We start from the raw sequence: 19927 nt of genomic DNA, 5'->3' as shown, positions 1-19927 counted from the left end.
CAGGGTGTCAGGCACCGGGAGGAAGGGTGCCTGACACCCTGTCGGAATCCCGAGATCACTCGCGCGAACATGCGCTGGATGCTGTACGAGGATGGCAGAAAGCAAGTGCTCGAGGTCAGTTATTGAACGGTCGAACAACGGGAGAAATACGATGCAACCTAAATCGCAGCAACGAAATACGTTCCCCGTCAGCGACAAGGTCTTCAAAGCCGTCTATGACTCGCCGCAATCCCTTCCAGGGAAGCACAAGTGGCTCACGGCTGAAGCGGACGTGCGGAAAATCGAAGCGGTACTCGGAATGGCGCCGAACACCATTGGGGCCCCTCTTTGGGTGAGTGGCGACCGCAAACGCTGTTCGAAATGCCGGCGCGAGATCAACTGGTTCGATATTGTCTCGTCTGCCTTGGGAACGGTTCACAACCAGGAGATGATTGCGCAGGTGATTCTCGGTGAACAGAAATTCGTCAACACGGAAGCGCCGCGCGCAATTGCTGGACTGAAGTGCTCCCAGTGCAAGGCCTCCATCGACAACCTCCGCAGCTTCAAGTGCCACAACTGGGCCTATGCAAAAGGCGCCCTGCGGAAGGTGATAGAGCACATGCACAAGAGCTAGAAGGGGGACGGAACGGTGTCAGCATAACCGCATTCTTCGAAAATGTGGATACGCAGCGGTATGGGGTCACTCATTAACTTCAGGAGCTTGTCATGCAATTGATTCTCGCCCCCATCAACGTCGGAGATACCGGCGCCCCCGTTGCCAATCTGCAAGACGCGCTGCTGGTGGTGTTTCCCAAACAATTGATGGCGTCATCCTTGGCGGGGGCAGAGGCCAGAGGCAGTGAGTCATAAGATCTTATGAATTTCGACCCTCAAAAATTCTTCATCGGCCTGATGGACTTCTTCTCCATCCTGCTGCCGGGCGCACGTCTCATCTCTCTGCTCAGAGGCGAGATGAAAGACTTGGAGCAATTCAATTTATGTAACTTATGACGAGCCGGGTTACCAAATAGGTGGAGGTCATCATGCCAGCCGACACGAATCGGGCACCGATTCAGATTGCATGGATTAACTTTGTGAAGAGTGTCACACTTCTGCTTGTCCCTCAGACTGATGATCGTCCTCTGGATCAGTACCTTCCTTTTCGGGATGCCGTTCTCAATCTTGTGCAAAGCGAGAAGTTCCTGATGGAGTTCAATAAGGGATGGACACCTCCGGGAGAATCGTCTGAACAAGCAGAAATCAAACAGGTCTTTCTGCTCGAACTTGAGGCGTTTCCGCGAGCGGTGGAAGTCGTCCAAGCCACGACGGGGCCGGAGGAATCAAAGGCGTCGTTGAAGCATTGGTTGGGCCGGGCATCAACGGTGTGTGGTAGTGCGAAGGATCTCAAGGAAGACCTCCCATGGTATGCAAAGGGGGGTCTCACTGCGTTTAAAGAATTACTGGATGTCTTTAAGGGCTAGACTAATGCCTTCTGATTGAAAACGGAGCGAGCCTATCACCTAGATGTGATGAATCACTCAACGACTAAACAGCTATGAATTTCGAGCCACAGAAATTTTTCATCGGCCTGATGGACTTCTTCTCCATCCTGTTGCCAGGCGCGCTGCTCACCTATTTATTGATGGACGAGGTGGGACCAGTGATTTTGGGATGCAACCGGTACCAGGACCTGAGCGACGCGAAAGGCGTAGCCGCATTTCTTGTTGCCGGCTACTTGGTCGGTCATCTGGTGTTTCTATTGGGCTCCTGGTTAGACCTCCCGTATGACTGGTTGAGGGGCAGGTCGTTGAACAAGCAGATCATCCGGCTGGCACATAGAGGGATGCTTTCACCCTGGTTTGTGCGGGCATTTAGCTGGATCGTCTTCAAACAGGAACAGGATCTCGCTGTGATCTGTGTGGGTAAGATCAAAGCGCAGGCGCTCAAACCCCTGCAGGCTCAATACGCGATCAATACCTTCCAATGGTCCAAGGCACTTCTGGCTAAGGAGCACCCTGACAGTTTAGCCGCCGTTCAGCGCTTTGAGGCCGACTCCAAGTTCTTCCGTTGTTTCGTCGTCGTGTTGGCAGTCCTGGCGATGACATGGCCTTTTGACGACACACAGCGATTGATAGGCACAGGTATCCTCTTCGGCCTCCTGTTGCTGGCATTCTGGCGCTACATGGAGCAACGCTACAAGGCCACCAACCAAGCCTATTGGGCTGTGATCACGCTCACAGGCAACCAAGGCAAGGTTGCCTTCGACAAGGCCTTGCCCGCCGCGGACAGCCCCACCCATGCCGGCGGGGTGGTGTATCGCATGTGCAGTGGGGGAGCCGAGTATTTGCTTGTCGAAGCCAAGGACGATCCCAATCAATGGGTTCTACCGAAAGGTCATATCGAACCGGAAGAGAATCCCCGGGTAACAGCCGTGCGCGAGGTGTACGAGGAGACCGGCGTATGGGCGCGTATTATCAGCACCCTGAGCGATACGACTTGGACGGTCGATGGTTCCGTAGCCACGACGCGCTTCTATTTGATGGAAGCCGTCGGGCGTGGACTCAGAAAAGAGAAGGACCGCCGGCACGATTGGCTGACATTGCAGCAAGCCGTCGCCAAGGCCAGCTACGTCGAAACCCGCGAGTTGCTTCAGGCGGCAGACGCGCAACGCCCGCGCCCATGAGGGAGCCGTCAATGCCTCGAATCGCGACACCCTCGCGGTGGGCACCGCCAGCAGCGAATCGGATCTCACGCAAGGAGGATTGTCGATGAACCCCATCATCTTTCCCTTGGCCCCAGGCGCTGACCGCGCAGCCGTCGCGGACCTTCAAGATGCGTTGCTGGAATGCCTGAATCGAGGAGTTCTGCTGGCCAACGATGCTCCGTCGCGAGACCAGGCCGTCGCGCTACTTCGACGAGAGCGTGCAGCGGGCAAATTCGCTGACATGACGCAGAAGCTTTTGCGACAGTTTCAGGAACTGAATCGCCTGCAAGGCAATGGAGAGGTGGACGAGGGCACCGCCAACGCGCTGAACAGGTTGCTGCGTGAGTGGGGGGTACTCGATGCGAAACCCCCGGATACAACCGTGCGCATCGTGGCGGGGATGCTGAAGCCCGCAACGAGAGGCACGAAGGTCGAGATTGCCGGCCTTCTCGTCCGGGCCTTCCACGAAGGTGGTGCGGCCGCCATTCGCCTTGGCCAGGATCATACCGACAGTGATGGCCGATTTACGATCCGCTACGAGTTGTTGCCGGGGGTTCCCGCCGTCAATTTGAAGGTGACCGTGGAGAGCCGCGACGGCAAGGCGCTCGCAAGCTCACCGGTGATCCCGCGGGCCAAGCCGCTGGAGACGATAGAACTGAGCCTTCCCGATGTGGTGGAACCACCGGCCGTGCCGCAACAGCTTGCAGGCATCGTGCGCTGGCCTTCTCGCCAACCGGCTCCGGGTATCACCTTGCGTCTGTATCGCCTCGCGTTCGGCGGAACGGGCACCCAATTGTCGGAGGCGGTGTCTGCGAGCGACGGGCGCTTTACGCTGGACTATCCGCCGCAAGCCGCGTCGGCCAATTTCGAGATACGCCAGTTGAAGGCCGATCACAGTGAAGTGGTGCTGACCAAGCCGCTGGGCGCAGTCACTGCCGAACAGCGCCGACGCCTCGAACTCATTGTATCTGCCGATGGCGTGAAGGTCGCCGGGGAGTATCAGCGCATGAGCGACGCCGTGGTGGCTGAGATTGAGGCCATCGGGAAGTTGGCAGACGCGGTGGAGAATGCCGAGCGACAAGACATCACCTTGTTGGCACGCAGCACCGGCTGGGATGCACGGTTACTCGCGTTAAATTGCTGGGCACAGCGCCTAGCTTCTGCAGATGAGGTCGGCATGTCCGCCGAGGCGCTGTACGGCCTACTGCGCGTGGGCCTGCCCGCTGACAAGCGGTTGCTGGCTGCGGTCAATTTCGAACTCATTGAACCAGGGCTGAAGAAGGCGCGAGAGTCGGGTGTTATCGATCTCGATGACGCCACCATCACGGCACAGGCCAAGGTGTTCGCGGCCTTTGCGGCCAAGGCCAACCTGGCCGACGCGGCGCCGGGATCGCAATCGAGCTATGCCGAGCTGATGGCCAGCACCGGCTTGAGCGAGGTCGAGCAAAAGAAGTTTGCCGCGCTGTTCTTCGCGCATAGCGGCGACGCTGACAGTTTGTGGAAGAAGGCGTCGGCGACTGGATTCACCGATGCCCAGGTGAAGACACTGCAACTGCACGGCAAGCTCGCCTTCCTGGCCGGCAACAGTGCTGCAATGACGGATCGCTTGATGAAGATGGGGCTGAATGACCCGGCGGTCCTGGCTGCCAAAGGGCTCTACACTGCCGGGGCTTGGGCCAACGAGTTGTTTGAGGAAGCCGGAATTGCACAGCAAGACCGGGCCAACCCGAGTGAGGCAGGGCTGAAGAAGTTGGCGGCCTTGATTCCGTCAGCCTACGAAGGAGCCGACGTACTGGCCAGGGCCAACGCCTTTGCCGCAGACACGGCGCGCAAGGTGCATCGCGCCTATCCTACTCACGTGTTGACGGCACGATTGTCCAGCGACCCCCGCTTTGCCCTCGCCGAAGCCCATGATGAAACAGTGAAGCTGCTGGAGCGCTCCGCGGCCAGAGGCTATCGATTGGGGCAGACGCCGGTTTCCACCTTCCTCGAGCAGCAAGGACTTACCGACACCGAATTGCACGCCACGGCGACGAGAAACCTCAAGGCCTTGCATGCCACCTACTCGATCTCCCCCAGTGACGAAGTCCAGATCACGCTGATAAAGATGGGCCTTCCGTCCGCCCATGACGTGACCGGCTTGAAGCAAGAGCACTTCGAGAAGACCTTCAATGCCGAGTATTACGAGATCTTCAAGGTCGATCCGGCCGATGGCATTGCGCGCAAAGTATACGAGCGGGCGGTGCAGGTCAGCAGCGTGGTCTACAGCCTGTTCGGCGCGGCACAAAGTGCCTCTGGGGGGGCGGGCACGACGGTGATTCCGAATCCGCTGCCAATTGGTGATGTCGATCGCGTCAGCCTGATCCGTCGCGTGCCGACGATGGAGTCACTGTTCGGCTCCATGGACTACTGCGAGTGTCAGGACTGCCAATCGGTGCTGAGCCCGGCTGCCTACTTGGTGGACCTTCTGCAGTACGTCGACATCGACGCTCAGACCTGGGCGAACACGCAGGCCCTGTGGAAGCTCACCCATGGCGGCAACGCCTATCCACACACCTTTGCCAGCGGGCCACAGGTTGGTCAGGCAATGAAGCCCTACGACGTGCTGGTGCAGCGTCGCCCCGACCTGCCGCACCTTGCGCTGACATGTGAGAACACGCATACCGCGCTGCCTTACATCGACCTCGTCAACGAGATCCTTGAGTACCACGCGGCGCATGGGCAACTGGCCGCTACGGCGGCGCGCGATACAGGTGACGCCAAGACGACCGAATTGCTGGCCGAGCCGCAGAACGTGATTGCTGCCGCCTACGAGGCCTTGCGCGAGGCGAAGTATCCGCTGTCGCTGCCGTTCGACCGGTCGCTGGAGATGGCACGCCAGTTCTGCACGCATGCCGATACGCTGCTGCACGAGGTGCTGCAGGCACTGCGCCGCCAGGATGATTTGTGGATCAACGGCGGAGTCGGCCGCGCCGAGATATTTGTGGAGTCGTTGGGGCTTTCGCCAGCCGAGACGGCGCTGTTCACTCGGACTGCGCCGTTGCTCAACGACGCCTGGCACGATCTCTTCGGCTGGCCTGCCTTGCGCGCAGCCATTCAACCGCCCATCAATGCCCCAGAAGCGTCAGTGAGTCTGGCAGATGCTGATGTTTCCGGCCTCTCACCGGGCATGTCTTGCGGCTACTTTGACGTCAGCGCCAATGCCGAGGCGGGCGAAGTTAACACACTCACCGCTATCGGAGCCGCGGGGTCTGGTGGTGCGGGCCGAACCAAAGTGGTCTTTGCCAAGGCGTGGACTGCGCCTCCGGCTGCTGGAGACCTACTCGTGCTGGACGCACCAGCCATGCTCCGATCGGCCAAGGCCCTATCGCGCAGGCTCGGGGTGAGCTACCGCGAGATTGCCCAAGTGGTGATGACCGGCTTCGTTAACCCGGGACTGAGCAAGCTCACCGTGCTGTATCGGGCGAGGCTCAACGTAGGTGATGCCTATCGCTACAAGGTTGACGTGACAGCGCTGACCCCTCCGCCTGCGGTGCCCACGCCCGAGCAACGGAAGAAGCTGGACGGTATTGCGGCCTTCGAGCGGCGGTTGACAGAGTTCGCTACCGAGTCGGGCAGCAACCTTGCGACGCTGAAGGCCAAGGTCTTGGCGATCGACTTTAGCAAGGTGTTGGTCCTAGCCGACCCCGACGCCGGTTGCAATTTTGACCTGACGACCTTGCAGCATGCCGACGAGAGCAGCGTCATGCCAATCGAACTGGTTCGCATCAACCTGTTCGTGCGGCTGTGGCGTCGTCTCGGATGGTCGGTTGAAGAGACTGATCGCGCTCTGCAGGTGCTGGTGCCCAGGAACGCCCCTTTCGACGGCTTGGATGCCAATCTGCAGAAGAAGCCGTTAGCCAGCGCGCTGGTGTACCTCGCGCACGTGAAGGCGTTGGATGAACGTCTGAAGCCTGGCGCCAATGGGCGACAGAAGTTGTTGACACTCTGGGCGGATATACCGACCACCGGGGACAAGCCACTGTACGCACAGCTCTTCCTTGGTCGCGGCGCAGCCAAAGCACCGGCGGCGTTCGAGAATGCGCTTGGGGAATACTTGACTGCGCTGAATGTGCCGTTGATCGACCACATGGTCACACTGCAAGGGGCCATGGGCCTGACGGCGACGGACATCGAACAGGTGCTCAGCGATGCCGGTATGCAGCTTCGCGCAGGCGCGGGCAACGCGCCGCCTCAGGCGATGTTGACACTGTCCAATGTCTCACTATTGTACCGTCACGCGCTGCTGGCCACAGCACTGAAGCTCTCCGTGGCCGACCTCCTCACGCTGCGCAAGCTGAGTGGGCTGGACCCGTTCAAGGCCTTACATGCCGATCCGCCGGCAACCCTGGCCGAGGATCACCCGTTCTCGCAGACGCTGGCATTTGTGGACCTGGCCGATTTGCTGGGGGCAGCCAGCCTGAAGGTCGGAGACGTCGACGCTCTGATACGCCACCGCCTGGGCAACACCAAACTCTTGGCCGATGACGATGGTGAGATGCTGGTATTGCTGAAAGGGCTAGCGGACGGTGTGCAAGCCATCCGGGCTGAACATGCCGTGCCGGCCGACCCCGGGGGTATCAGCGAAGAAGTATTGCTGTCCAAACTCGGTTTGGTATTGGCACCTGAAGTGGCTAGTACCTTCATGTCGATGCTCAATGGCACCATCACCTACCTGGCCACCGAGAGGCTGGGCGCCGGCGAAAACCCCTTTGTCGTCAGTTCGTTAGCTGGTGCTGAGGGCATCGTCGAGACGAAGAGCGATTCCGTGCGCAACGCGCAGTATCTGCGTGTTCGAGGTGTCTTGCTTGATGCCCAGAAAGCGGCTCTGATGAACCGATATCCGCTGCCGGCGGCTGGGACTGCGCACGTGCCATCGCCGCTGCTTGCCAGGCTACTGCAACAGGTGCAGCAACAGTCGCGTGACTTCTTCAACCAGCACCTAGGCAGGTCTGCAGCGGGCGTCGTACCGGCAGCCGGATTTCTCGACGGCGCGGATTTCGACGCACTCTTCATGCCGTTGCCGGCGAACGACGTCAAGGCTGCTGACTTGCAACTCAAGGCTCGCCGGGCGCGACTGGCGCAGGCGTTCCTGCCCTACCTCCAGCAGCGCCTCGTCCGTCAATTCATCGTGCAAACGATGGCGGCGCGCAGCGGGGACGAGACCAGCGTGGTCGAAAGCCTGTTGACCGACAAGGTGGTGCTGAATTCCGCGAGTCCGCTGCTCGATCCGTTGGCCGCTCTTGCAAGCCAGGGGCTGACGGTGCGCTACTTGGCGGCCAACGGCCAGGTGCTCGGCAGCCAGCCGACCAGACACGCTGACACCGCCGCGGTCCCCGCGGCACCCGCCGGCACCACCGCGTGGCTGATCGAAGGCAGCCTGGAGGTTCCGGCCAGCGGGGCCTGGCGCTTCCATATCGAACTCGACAAGGCGAACGCCACGGCCGAGTTGCGGTTTCCCCATCGCACCGATGCCGTCTTGCTCGCGGGCACCGCAGCAGCAGATGGTGCAGTGTTGCAGGAGTTTGTCGAACTTAAAGCCGGTGTTCCCTACCGCTTCGAATTGCGCCTGGGCGCGTTGGCGGGTGGCCATGCCCGTCTGTTGCTGCAGGGGGAGAGTCTTCCAAAAGGCATACTGTCGCGACTGACGCTGCGTGCCGCAGATGATCTGCATGCTGCGGCCCACGCCGTAGCACTGCTCGACAAGATGCTCGTGGTGATGCGCACGCTTGGCCTCGATGAGGTGGAACTGCGCCACCTGAGCACTCACGCCGCGGAATTCGGCAACCTAGACCTCAACACCTGGCCTACCAGCAAGGTGAACGATGGCGCTGCTGAAACCACGGCGGCAGTGCAACGTTTTGCCGGTCTTCGGCACCTGCTGCAGCTCAGCCGACTCAAGCGCGATCTGCGTCTCTCCGGGAATGACCTTGTCGCTGTTTTCGAAGCCAACGCTTTGGGCTCTGCCGACAAACTGACTCGGGAAGTCTATCCACGCCTGGCAAGGCTGACCGGCCGGACTGAGGCCAATGTCCAAACTGTGGCGGAGACGTTGTGGGCCGCCCCCTCCTTTGTCGCAGACCCTGCGGTGCGCAGGCTGTGGGAGGCGCTGCGCCTTGTCGATCGTTTCGGCGTTGCCGTAGCAACCTTGGCGTCTTGCACGGACCTGCTGAAGCCAGGCGTGGCAGAGTCCCGCCGTGCGGAGATCGCTCGCGACCTGAAAGATGCCGTAAGGGCTCGCGCCGGTGAGTTGAACTGGCCTCGCGTCGCACAACCCATCTTCGACCGCCTTCGCCAGCGCCAGCGCGATGCTCTGGTCGGGCATGCGCTGCAGAAGCTTGGTTACGAACGCCTGGAGCAGTTGTACGAACACTTCCTCATCGACCCCGGCATGGAGCCCGTGGTGCAAACATCGCGCGTGCGCCTAGCGATCGCGTCGGTGCAGTTGTTCGTTCAACGCTGCTTCCTCAACCTAGAGCCACAGGTCCATCCCTCTGTTCTGGACGCCAAGCGTTGGGAATGGATGCGCCGTAATCCAGTCTGGGCCGGTAATCGCAATCTCTGGCTGTTTCCGGAAAATGTGCTCGAGCCCGAGTTCCGCGATGACAAGACGCCCTTGTTCGAGACCCTGGAAGGTGCCTTGCTACAGGGTGATGTGTCCAACGACCTTGTCGAGGACGCCTTCCTGGAGTATGTGCGCCAGCTGGACAAGATCGCACGACTGGATATGGTGGCCATGCACCTGGAAGACCACGCCGACGCGTCACAGCGTGTCCTTCATGTCTTCGGCCGCACCTACGGCCAGCCACACGAGTACTTCTATCGCCGCTGCCGCAACGGCAGCTGGACGACCTGGGAACCGGTGGGCGTAAGCATCCAGGGCGATCACCTAGCGCCGGTAGTCTGGCGCGAGCGTCTGTTCCTGTTCTGGGTGACGTTCCTGGAGAAGGCTGACCCAAAACCTTCGATGGACGCCACGACCTCCGGTTCGACCATCGCTGGCGCCACCCTCGGCAACTTGATGACTGGTCTCACCAGTCTGAGCGCGAACAAAGTGGTTGAGTTGCAACTGCATTGGGCGCAATACCAGTCTGGTTCCTGGACCACTGCCGAGTCGGGTGGCTTTGTACCTGTGATAAGTAAGATGAAGCCTGTGACGTTCCAGCCGCGCGAGGCCTATATCCACGTCAGCAAGGAGTCCAAGGATGAAGTGGAAGGTGGTGTCTTCATTCATCTGAGTGGCTTCGACCACGCTTTCTACCTGGCCGGGCGTAACGCGGCGCCGGAGCCAGGCGCTCTCGAAACCCCACCGCAGCATGTCATCGTCAGCGCCAGTACCGTGCAAGCCACCCGTCGCGCCGGCGCGAAGGGCGCGCTCAACGTCCAGTACACGAAACAGAAGAGTACGGACGCCACGAAGGCTGCGGATGTTCCAACCGAGCCAATCCTGCAACAGGTTCCAGCTAACACAGTACTCGCCTGCAACAACGCCTTGGCAGCGCTGGGTATTTCGCTGGATGAGGTGAAGTCCGCTTCGGATCCAGTCGCCGCGAAGGCCGCATTGGATAGTGGTCTGACTGAGGTTGTCGCACTGATTCAACCCTTCTTCTACCAGGACAATAGGCACACCTTCTTTGTGCAGCCGGAGGTTCGCGAGACCCTGTTGGAAGACGTGGAGACCTGGGTGACGCGCACCACCGTGACCGACGACACCGGGATCCTCGAATTCGACCCCTACGACAAGGTGAAGATCATTCCGCAGTTCCAGAAGAAATGGCCACTGCCAGTACCACCAGTCGATGAGGTGCCATTCGCAATGCCGAAGACCCAAGGCGACCCAATGCCAGAATTGGACTGGTTGGTGAATCCGAAGGTGTTACTCACGTTCGATCAGAATGCGGTGCTGGGCAACACGGGGCAACTGGGCGTGAAACTGATGGATCGCGGTGTTGGAGGACCGAACAAGGCAAGGTTTGGCGATGTGCTCCCACTGGACCCGGCGAGCGAGACTGACACCAACCAGGTCGAGCTTGTGGTTGCAAGTGATACCGAACTGGCGCAGTCACAATCGGCGCTGGACAGGACACAAGTAGTGATGATGGGTAAGAGCGGGCTGAATGCCCAGCTTCGCGACACCCTGTCGCGTCAGGAGATGCGAGCTGGGTCTGGCCCTGGATCGGTTGCAATTCCTGGCAGGCGCTGAATCAAAGGAGAGCACAGCTATGAACCCTCAACTCTTCATTAAGGACCGCGTGTTCCACGGCCAAGCCTACTCGGAGTTTGAGCATGTGAAATCCCGCATCGTAGAGACGCGCGAAACGCGTCACTACTCCCGCCGCAACCGCGAGCTCTCGTACAACTTTTTCCTGCACCAGCATCCCTACGTGCAGACCATGCTGCAACGCCTGCTGCGCCATGGGACGGCTGGCCTTCAGGCCCTGGACACCGAGTTCGTCGTGCGAGTGGAACTGGCCGGCAAGCTTGCCTTCCTTCTGCCCGAGAACACCATGACGGTGAAGTCCAGTGGTGTCGTCTTGCGCTTCGCCGGCCGCCACCTGTTGACGCTGAGTGATGGATCAATCCTCAAGCCAGCGCCGGCGGCCAATACCGACGTGGCCCTGCCCAATGGGGCGCGGCTGCGAGAGCCCAATGGACGACTGACGAAGCTCAACGCCGATACTGACGCAAAACTCGTCGATGGCGCGCCGCGCCCGGCGCTGTTCGAGGAGATCTTTAGCGCCACCGCTTACCAGCCAACAGGTAAGGTTAAGTCGCCGTACCCGGTTAAGGAGTTGGATTTTAGCCCACACGGGGCCTACTCGGTCTACAACTGGGAGCTGTTCTTTCATGTGCCGCTGACCCTGGCCATGCACCTCAGCAAGAACGGGCGTTTCGTCGAGGCGCAACGGTGGCTTCATATCCTGTTCGACCCCACCGACAACAGCGATGGCCCGGCCCCCGAGCGCTTCTGGAAGGTGTTGCCGTTCCTGAGCCTGGAGACCCACTCAGTCGAACAGCTGCTGGTCAACCTCGCCAAGGGTGCAAACGGTGACGTGACCATTGCGGACGCCACACGGCGCAGCATTGAGGACTGGATGAATACGCCGTTCCGGCCTCACGCCGTGGCGCGGCAGCGCCAGCAGGCCTATATGGTCAAGACGGTGATGGCCTACCTGGACAACCTGATTGATTGGGGTGACTCGCTGTACCGCCAGGACACGGGTGAGGCAATCGACGAGGCGATGATGTTGTACGTGCTGGCGGCCAACATCCTTGGCCCACGCCCGCAAGCCGTACCGCGCAAGGGCAGGGTGAAGCCGCAGACCTACGATAACCTGCGCGGCGATCTCGAACTGTTCGGTTCGGTCTTGCGCGATCTGGAACCCGAACTGCCATTCGACCTATTGCCCACGATGCCTCCGCCGCCACCCAACAGCAGTCAGGGCGTTGCCTCGCTGCGCAGCATGGGTCAGGCGCTGTACTTCTGCGTGCCGCGCAACGACAAGCTGCTGACCTATTGGGACACGGTCGCAGATCGGCTGTTCAAGATCCGCAACAGCCTGAACCTCCAAGGGGTGTTCCGGCAACTCGCCTTGTTCGAACCTCCAATCGATCCCGCCTTGTTGGCCCGTGCTGCAGCGTCTGGGCTGGACGTGGGAGCCATCGTCAATGGGGTAAACCAGCCGCTCCCCCTGGTGCGATGCGCGGTTTTGCTGCAGAAGGCCACAGAGCTGGCGCAGCAAGTCATGGTTATCGGCAATGGGCAGCTCGCAGCAATGGAGAAGGAGGAAGGCGAGGTGTTGGCCTTGATGCGTGCACGGCACGAGCAGGTGCTGATGAAAATGGTGGAGCAGGTGCGGTATGCCCAGTGGCAGGAAGCAGTCAAGGCGAAGGAGGGCCTTGTCCAGTCGCTGGCACTGGCCGTGCAGCGTTACAGCTACTACGAGCAGCAGCTAGGCGCGAAGGCGGAAGACATCACCAAGTCGCTGCCGGTACTTGAGGAGTTGGATCGAGAGAGTCTGCAGAAGTTGAGTCTGGTGACGCAGGAGCCCCTGCTGTCTGTTCGAGACTTGAATATGGACATTGTCCAGAATTTTGGTGAGTCCGGTGGGCGATTCATCAGCAGCTACGAGAGTGAGGAATTGATTCGCCTGAAGACAGCCCAATCGTTACAGGAAGAAGGCGCTTCGCTCAGCATGATTGCGAAATTCTTGAGCTTGATACCCGAGCTTGGGGCTCAGGCCCAACCGATGGGTGTGGGTGCAGCCATTCAGTTTGGTGGGCGTGCTCTTTCGACTCAGCTGTCTATGGCGGCTGATGGAGCGACATCTTCCGCGGGACGGAACTCATATGAGGCTGGAAAGGCTGCCCGTATCGGCAGCTATGCCCGCCGTGAGCAGGACTGGGCATTTCAGAGCAACCTCGCTGTCGGCGAGATCAATCAGGTCTTTAAGCAGATCCGTGCCGCGCAGATCCGCGAGGCCGTTGCCGAGATGGAACTGCGCAACCACCGCAAGCAGATGGAGCATGCCGACGAGATCGAACGGTTCCTCAATAGCGAGGGTATGAGCAGCGATGGCAAGAAGACCAACAAGCCCTTGTATGCCTGGATGAAGCGAGAGCTCAGGGGCTTGCACGCACGAGCTTTCCAGTTTGCCTTCGACGTTGCGCGAAAGGCCGAGCGGGCGCTTCAGCATGAACTCGGCCAACCCGGCCTGAGTTATCTGAAGTTCGATTACCAGGCCGGCAAAGAGGGGTTGCTGGCTGGCGAGCGCCTGCTGCTGGACATCAAGCGCATGGAGATGGCCTACCATGAGCAGAACCAGCGTGAGTATGAGCTGACCAAGCATGTGAGTCTGCTGCAACTGGACCCACGCGCGCTGGTCGAGCTGCGCAGCACGGGCTCATGCACAATCCAATTGCCTGAATCGCTATTTGATCTGGATGGACCCGGGCACTACTTCCGGCGCCTGAAATCGGTTTCGCTGAGCATTCCTTGCGTGAGTGGGCCCTACGCCAGCCTCGCTTGCACACTGACGTTGCTTCGTAGCTCTACGCGCGTATCGTCTTTAGTGGGCGATGGATATGAGCGAGCCGATACCACCGACCCCCGTTTTAGCGACCACCTGGGTAGCGTACAATCCATCGTCACCAGCTCGGCGCAGAACGACAGCGGATTGTTCGAGCCCAACCTTCGTGACGAGCGCTATCTGCCTTTTGAGTACAGCGGGGCCATCAGCACGTGGCAGGTGAGGTTGTCGGCCGATCCGCGCAAAAAAGATCCCCAGTCCTCTGATTACGCCACAATTGCCGACGTCGTCTTGCATGTGCGTTTTACAGCCCGTGAAGGCGGCAAGCCGTTGCGCGACGCCGCGATGGAGGCGCTGAAGGCTCGTATTGACGTCGGCACATCATTCGGCTCGGTGCGATTGTTCTCGATGCGCGAAGAATTCCCTGCCGAATGGGCGAAGTTTCTCGGGGCCCCCGCCCGGGCCAATGGCAAGTTCGCGCTCAGTCTGTCACTGCACAAGGAACACTTCCCGCTCTGGAGCAAGGACCGCTTGGGTCCGATGAAGGCCATGCAACTGTGGGCACGCCGAAGCGACGGGGCGCCAGGCGCGCCACTCCAGGCACGTCTAGCAGCGGGAACGAATAAGGAGTTCCCGCTCACGGGTGCTGCCACTGATCTGCTGGTATCGGGGGCGGTGGCCACCGGCGAACTGCCGGCCAGCGCAATCGGCGAGCACACGTTCGAGTTCAGCGACAAAGCCATTCGGGACTTCTGGATAGCCGTGCATTGGGCAAAGCAGTAGTCGACAACGAACCTGGCCTCAAGTTTTCGCCCTGTCGCCATTTCGTCATGCAGGAGGCTGCTGAAAGCTCGTAGTCTGCCAAACAGGTCACAATAAATTTTCAAAACAGTCCAGTTCAGTGTGCCCCTTCGCGAACGAGTTATTGCCCCCAGCGAACATATCAACGCCCTAAGTAACAAACCATTTGGCCCTGACCACACTACCGGCAAACCCCCGTTCATTGAAGCAGCAGGAGTGCAGTGGTATAGTTCGCCGTCATGCCTGCGGATACTCCTGTCAAAGCGCTCATCCTCGCCTTCACCGACGCACCGGCGCTCGCCGCCTATGTCATCAATCGACTGCAGCCGGAATTGCTCTGCTTTTTTGTGCCGGAATCTGCGAAAACGCAGGTCGAGGAGGCGGTGCAACCGCTGGTGCAACAGATGCCGAAGCGCTGGGACTGGGTGGTGACACCCGATCCGGCCGACGTGATGGTCTGTCATCAGGCCTTGTCACGAACCATTCACGACCTGTTTCGCAATTGGGCTGTGCAGGTGGGTGAGGTCGTGGTCGATTTGACGGGAGCGACCCCCGCCATGGCCGCGGCGCTGGCGACGGTCAGTCAACCTTGGACATCGCGAGTCATCAGTCTGGTTGATGCGGTGGGTCGCGAAGAGGGTGAAGCGATCGCGATCGGCGGCCTGACCAAGTATTGGCTGCAAGGCAATCCCTGGGATGAGTCGGCAGTGGTGGTGCGCCGGGAGGCCAGCGAGGCGTTCAATCACGGTTCGTTCAGGGCCGCCGCGACCTTGTTTCATACGCTGGAAGCTCGCGTGAGCGGTGGGCAGAAACCCCTCTATCGAGCCTTGGGGGAATTGTCGTCGGGGTATGGGTTGTGGGAGCAGTTTCATTACCGCCAGGCCTGGGACAAACTGAAGACCTCGCTGAAGGCGCTGGACATGGCGTCGCTCTGGGGTGGGCCGCCCGGGTTAAAGGCGCTTCTGCCGTTCATTAAAGCCAATAACGGATTTTTGGAAAAGCTGGTACTGGATCCCGCCGACGTGAAGGAAGGGGTCGTGCTCGATCTGCTCGCACATGCCCATCGTCGCGCCCACGTGGACCATGATTATGAGCGGGCCATGGTGGCACTCATGCGCGCGATGGAAGCCTGCGCTCAGCGGCAACTCTTCAAGCAGTACAAGATCAAGACCTGGGATGTGCAGCCGGAGCAATTGCCCGAGGCGATGCGGGACACCTGCCGCACCTGTTACCTGGACGATGTGGACGGGAAGTATAAGCTCCCGTTGCAGAGCCAGTTCCGGGCATTGGCCGGCCTGGGTGATCAGATGGGGCAGGCGTTTCTCCGCGATTGGCCCAAGATGAAGCCGCTCCTCGATGCCGCCAACCATGCCGTGCTGGGCCACGGGTTTGAGGCGATCAAAGCCGAACGCGTACAGCAGTTCTCCGATGTGGTGATGAAACTCACCAGCGTGAGTGAGTCCTCGCTGCCGAAGTTTCCGAATCTTAACCTCTAAAGAGCATATGGCTTATAGCTTATGGCTAGGAGGGGGGAGATCGGGGCGGTTAAGGGAACGGATGACTGCGCTGAATTGTCGCGCACCGAAGTCGAAAGGTTGAGTGCAAGAAGTGTCATTCAGGTTTGAAACGCTCAATATATGGAAGAAGGCAAAAAATTACGCTTCGAAAGTATATTTGGCGACGGCGAAATTCCCTCGCCACGAGGACTATGGATTAAGATCTCAGATGAACAGAGCCGTGAATTCCATTTGCCTCAATATTGCCGAAGGTTCGGCCAAGAGCTCTAAAAAGGCTTTTGACTATCATCTGGAAATTGCCCTAGGTTCGACGGTCGAAGTCGTGGCTGCGTCCTGTCTCGCGGCGGAGCAAGCATATATTGCCGACCTTGAACACAAGGCGTTGTACGATGAAGGTCAGAAGCTGGCAAAGAGCATCAATGCATTCCGGAACGCACTGGAGTGAAGAAAGCGCTTTTGCGATAAGGCATTTGCCATCTACTCCGGTCGTTCCGGCCATACGCCATAAGCTCTTGTCTACACCATTCGCTCCCATGGAAATTAGAATCTACTACGAAGACACCGACTGCGGCGGGGTGGTGTACTACGCCAACTATCTGAAGTATTTCGAGCGGGCGCGTACCCACTATCTCGAAGAGCGGGGCCTGTCGGTTGCAGAGTTACGAGACGTGGGGACGCAGTTTATGGTGGTCCATGCCGAACTCGACTATCGATCGCCGGCGCGGTATGGTGAGACGCTGGTCATCGAGACGACGATGGCGGCGGTGAGTCAAGCCTCCTTTACCTTCGCGCATGTCCTGCGGGAACGGAGTAGCGGGCGTCTCGTAGTCGAAGGGTCGGCCAAGTTAGTGGCAGTGGATGAGCAGTTGAAAATAAAGCGGCTCGACAAACCCACTCTGGCTGCGCTACAAGGACTTCCACAGACGAGGAGCTAATGGATAAACTCGGTACATGGCTGGCTGTAACTGGGGTGGCGATTGGTTTCGTCGTCCTTGCCTGGTTGCTTTTCTCCGACAATCCGTCCGACAAGAAAAAGAAGAAACCGTAGCTCCTCCTCGCCTCTCTTCCCGCAAGGGGATGTCTCCTCCGTTGTTGCAGCGTCTAGTCCCCACCTCTAGCTCGCAATATGACGGCGTGTCGCGTCACGAACGGTATTTCTCAGCAACATTGGGAAGATGAGTTCACCAACCGGTGCCCTTGACTCTGAGCTGCGACCTGAGGCGGGCGCAGGGCGGGTGATTGATCCGGATTCGAGCGGAGGCCTTCGCCATGGAGGCTCGAACGGAAGCAAGGGCTCGCGATTTCCGTTATGGCGGCGCGGTGAGGTCTGTCCTAATCCAGGTGATGTAGAACAGGGCTGTGTATTGATCGTAGTGGGTGCGTCCGATGATCGTGGCAGAGGATCCCTTGTAAGCGCCGGTGAGGTTCTCGAAGACATCGAGGTGGAATCTCGCGTAGCCGCTTTGGGCCTGAAGCTTATACAGCGTCAGCTCAGGAAGGGCAAAGGGTATGATGACGCTTTGGATGGGCGGCATGCCGACAAACGTCAGGCCTTGCATGGTGCCGAGCGATTCAATGGCTACACGGACGAGGTAGGCAGGATGATCGTCGCGATGTCGAATACGATAACCCATCCGGCCGAGCGCCACCGCGACCGTATTTTGAACGAAGAAGGAATCCGGGGTGGGATCCTGCACCGTACCCGAGGTTTGGTCCCGCATCGTCAATCGCCCGCGATCGATGTAAAACCCGCTGACTTCCAGGTGCAGATCGGCCTGCGGCGGGAGCGTCAGCGTGAGATTCGTCAAGGCTTGATCGACGGCTCCCGTCAGCAGCAGTTGTTCGACCGCCGTCCGCGGCGTACGCGAGATCTCCTGTTGGAGGGCACAGCCGCCAACGAACAGTGAGAGGCCCATCAACGCACACGTGGTTCGCCATCGGCGGCAACCAGTCCGGTTTGTGATGAATCGAACAATCATGTGATGAGGTCCAACGCGTCGCGGCTCTTCCGGCCGGATAAGGTGTGGCCCTTGCACCGGTCCGTTCTCATTCGCGCAGTAAAGGTTTGACCAGGTGTTCCATGCCCTCGGCCCATAGGCGGTAGCCTCGCTCGCTGGGGTGCAGGGCATCCGGCATGACCTCCTCGGAGAGTCGTCCTGCCTTGTCGAGAAAACGTGGGCCTAGATCGAGGAACAATACCTGGCGCTGATCGGCGTAGGCCCGTAGTCGTTCGTTGAGGGCCTGATTCACAAGCCGCAGCGGCTCGTCGGCTGACCAGCCTCTGGGAAACACCGCCAACAGCAAGATTTTAGTCTGTGGCAGACGCGTGTGCAACGTGGTCAGAATCGCGTGGATGCCGGCAGCGGTCTGTTCCGGAGGATCTTTCCGTACTGACGTGTTGTTGGTGCCGATCATCACGATCGCCAGTTTGGGCGCGATCCCATCAAGCTCCCCATGCTGGAGCCGCCAGAGTACGTTGTTGGTCTGGTCGCCGTTGAATCCCAGGTTTGCTGCACGACGCCGTCCATAAAAGGTTTCCCATACCCGGCGTCCAGCTTCTTCCCATCCTTGCGTAATGGAATCCCCAATGAACAGGAGATCGACCGGGCTCTGCTGCAGACGGGCCACGGCGCGTTCATGCCGTTCCGTCCACCAGGCTTGAGTCTGAGGGGCTGGAACCACTGCTGTGATTTGGTCGGCGGCGGCAACCGTGCAGCCTATGGGCGACAGCGTCGATCCAAGCCACAGTGTCAGACAAAAGAGAGCAGGACCAAACCGTGCGTACATCGGGCGCCTCGCGAAATGGGGGCAACGTTCGATGGGTGCAACTTTCAATGATTGGTACGGGGGACGTCAAGGGTATCCTTGACCGAGGAGCTGGGACGGAGTGACGCAAGAAGCAGTTGTTGTGGCCTCATGGATGAATCGGTGATGGCGTCGACTGATGCGCTGGTATATCGGATGGGATACAGGTGTTCTTCCGTCTGCGTCGGCTCTACGCCGTACGGACAGATCCCGGGTGTGACGCAGTAGGCCGTCTGCGTCGTGACGATTGCGAGTCTGAGTTTGGACTGGATGGGTTCGAATGCCTGTCAACCTTGGCAACAACCCTTGTGATCGATCACAGATTCAATGGAGGCCGCCGATGTCGCTTCCGCAGCCACGCGCGGCACTCCATCCTCTGCATCCGGTGCGAGGACGAGTTTCTTGAGACGTGCCCAGGGAAAGGCAGCGCCCGGATCACTACGCCGCGCCGGGTCCAGCTTCGCGTGGGAGACGACATGTTTCAGGTTGGGGTATTTGGCCCAGCAGTAACGCACGATCTGTGCGGTGGTTTGGATCTGCCAATCGGAAAAGGAGTCGCGGGTCGTCTGCCCATTCACCACCTCGATACCAAGCGACCAGTGGTTGACCTTGTCGGCGCCGTCGTTCACGCTCGGGTGTGAACAGGAATTTCTGACATGCCACGCGGCTCTGGCTTCCGGCGCACAGGCCCACACGAGTTGCCCATGTTGCGGCTCATCTTCATCCGGCAGCAGCCAGTGAAACGACGCCTTCCCCTCCTTCATTACCGAGATGGCGCCTGCCGAACTCGAACCGGCGGTCGCGTGAACGACCAGCGCTTTGATGCCTAAGATGGCGTCGAAGATGCGACTCGACGTGCTACCCTCCCAATAGGCTTGAATGCCGGGGTACCACACTTCGTTGAGCATCACGTCGGACGGGCGGCCTCGTCGTGGCAGATTGAATTGGTAGGTGGCGGGACTCGGCATGGGGCTCCTCCGTGAACGTCTTCCTGTCGCCACCAGCGCCTGTCTGAGCACTAAACCGTAACTCGGGCGGAGTGCGGCGTGGTG

The 19927-nt window shown here is 59.6% G+C and carries 12 protein-coding genes; 9 read left to right on the top strand and 3 right to left on the bottom strand.

Annotation, left to right across the window (positions count from 1 at the left end; all coding sequences use genetic code 11):
- Positions 1-151 precede the first annotated feature (151 nt).
- The 9 genes from V9G17_09485 (at position 152) to V9G17_09445 (ending at position 17005) form a co-directional block, all read left to right on the top strand.
- Positions 152-613 carry a hypothetical protein gene (locus V9G17_09485; GenBank protein MEI2752824.1) on the top strand — a complete coding sequence of 154 codons (462 nt, stop codon included), beginning with the start codon at positions 152-154 and terminating at the stop codon, positions 611-613.
- Between the two features lie 92 nt (positions 614-705).
- On the top strand, positions 706-849 hold the full coding sequence (locus tag V9G17_09480; protein ID MEI2752823.1) for a hypothetical protein: 144 nt from the start codon (positions 706-708) through the stop codon (positions 847-849).
- 173 nt (positions 850-1022) lie between these two features.
- Complete coding sequence (locus V9G17_09475) at positions 1023-1460, top strand: hypothetical protein (GenBank protein MEI2752822.1); 438 nt, start codon at positions 1023-1025, stop codon at positions 1458-1460.
- A 74-nt stretch (positions 1461-1534) separates the two neighbouring features.
- Positions 1535-2662 (top strand): NUDIX domain-containing protein, encoded by a 1128-nt coding sequence (locus V9G17_09470; protein MEI2752821.1) that lies wholly within the window; start codon positions 1535-1537, stop codon positions 2660-2662.
- An 85-nt stretch (positions 2663-2747) separates the two neighbouring features.
- Entirely contained in the window at positions 2748-10925 is an 8178-nt protein-coding gene (locus V9G17_09465) for a neuraminidase-like domain-containing protein (protein ID MEI2752820.1), read from the top strand.
- 19 nt (positions 10926-10944) lie between these two features.
- A complete protein-coding gene (locus V9G17_09460; protein MEI2752819.1) occupies positions 10945-14535 on the top strand; it encodes a hypothetical protein in 3591 nt (1196 codons plus the stop codon).
- A 257-nt stretch (positions 14536-14792) separates the two neighbouring features.
- On the top strand, positions 14793-16049 hold the full coding sequence (locus V9G17_09455) for a TIGR02710 family CRISPR-associated CARF protein (protein ID MEI2752818.1): 1257 nt from the start codon (positions 14793-14795) through the stop codon (positions 16047-16049).
- A gap of 103 nt (positions 16050-16152) precedes the next feature.
- Positions 16153-16515 carry a four helix bundle protein gene (locus V9G17_09450; protein ID MEI2752817.1) on the top strand — a complete coding sequence of 121 codons (363 nt, stop codon included), beginning with the start codon at positions 16153-16155 and terminating at the stop codon, positions 16513-16515.
- A gap of 88 nt (positions 16516-16603) precedes the next feature.
- Positions 16604-17005, top strand: coding sequence for a thioesterase family protein (locus tag V9G17_09445; GenBank protein MEI2752816.1), 402 nt, complete (start codon positions 16604-16606; stop codon positions 17003-17005).
- A 372-nt stretch (positions 17006-17377) separates the two neighbouring features.
- Here the strand turns inward: V9G17_09445 and V9G17_09440 are convergent, their stop codons facing one another.
- The 3 genes from V9G17_09440 to V9G17_09430 form a co-directional block, all read right to left on the bottom strand.
- On the bottom strand, positions 17378-18049 hold the full coding sequence (locus tag V9G17_09440; GenBank protein MEI2752815.1) for a hypothetical protein: 672 nt from the start codon (positions 18047-18049) through the stop codon (positions 17378-17380).
- A 67-nt stretch (positions 18050-18116) separates the two neighbouring features.
- Positions 18117-18857 (bottom strand): GDSL-type esterase/lipase family protein, encoded by a 741-nt coding sequence (locus V9G17_09435; GenBank protein ID MEI2752814.1) that lies wholly within the window; start codon positions 18855-18857, stop codon positions 18117-18119.
- Positions 18858-19162: 305 nt separating this feature from the next.
- On the bottom strand, positions 19163-19843 hold the full coding sequence (locus tag V9G17_09430; protein ID MEI2752813.1) for an N-acetylmuramoyl-L-alanine amidase: 681 nt from the start codon (positions 19841-19843) through the stop codon (positions 19163-19165).
- Between the last annotated feature and the right edge of the window lie 84 nt (positions 19844-19927).

Source organism: Nitrospira sp. (genome assembly GCA_037045225.1).
GTDB lineage: Bacteria > Nitrospirota > Nitrospiria > Nitrospirales > Nitrospiraceae > Nitrospira_A.
Note: the sequence above shows the minus strand (reverse complement) of the source record. Positions and strands in the feature narration are given on the sequence as shown.

Coding starts and splice junctions, on each gene's coding strand:
- V9G17_09485 (MEI2752824.1), top strand. CDS start 152: ATGCAACCTAAATCGCAGCAACGAAATACGTTCCCCGTCAGCGACAAG.
- V9G17_09480 (MEI2752823.1), top strand. CDS start 706: ATGCAATTGATTCTCGCCCCCATCAACGTCGGAGATACCGGCGCCCCC.
- V9G17_09475 (MEI2752822.1), top strand. CDS start 1,023: ATGCCAGCCGACACGAATCGGGCACCGATTCAGATTGCATGGATTAAC.
- V9G17_09470 (MEI2752821.1), top strand. CDS start 1,535: ATGAATTTCGAGCCACAGAAATTTTTCATCGGCCTGATGGACTTCTTC.
- V9G17_09465 (MEI2752820.1), top strand. CDS start 2,748: ATGAACCCCATCATCTTTCCCTTGGCCCCAGGCGCTGACCGCGCAGCC.
- V9G17_09460 (MEI2752819.1), top strand. CDS start 10,945: ATGAACCCTCAACTCTTCATTAAGGACCGCGTGTTCCACGGCCAAGCC.
- V9G17_09455 (MEI2752818.1), top strand. CDS start 14,793: ATGCCTGCGGATACTCCTGTCAAAGCGCTCATCCTCGCCTTCACCGAC.
- V9G17_09445 (MEI2752816.1), top strand. CDS start 16,604: ATGGAAATTAGAATCTACTACGAAGACACCGACTGCGGCGGGGTGGTG.
- V9G17_09440 (MEI2752815.1), bottom strand. CDS start 18,049: ATGATTGTTCGATTCATCACAAACCGGACTGGTTGCCGCCGATGGCGA.
- V9G17_09435 (MEI2752814.1), bottom strand. CDS start 18,857: ATGTACGCACGGTTTGGTCCTGCTCTCTTTTGTCTGACACTGTGGCTT.
- V9G17_09430 (MEI2752813.1), bottom strand. CDS start 19,843: ATGCCGAGTCCCGCCACCTACCAATTCAATCTGCCACGACGAGGCCGC.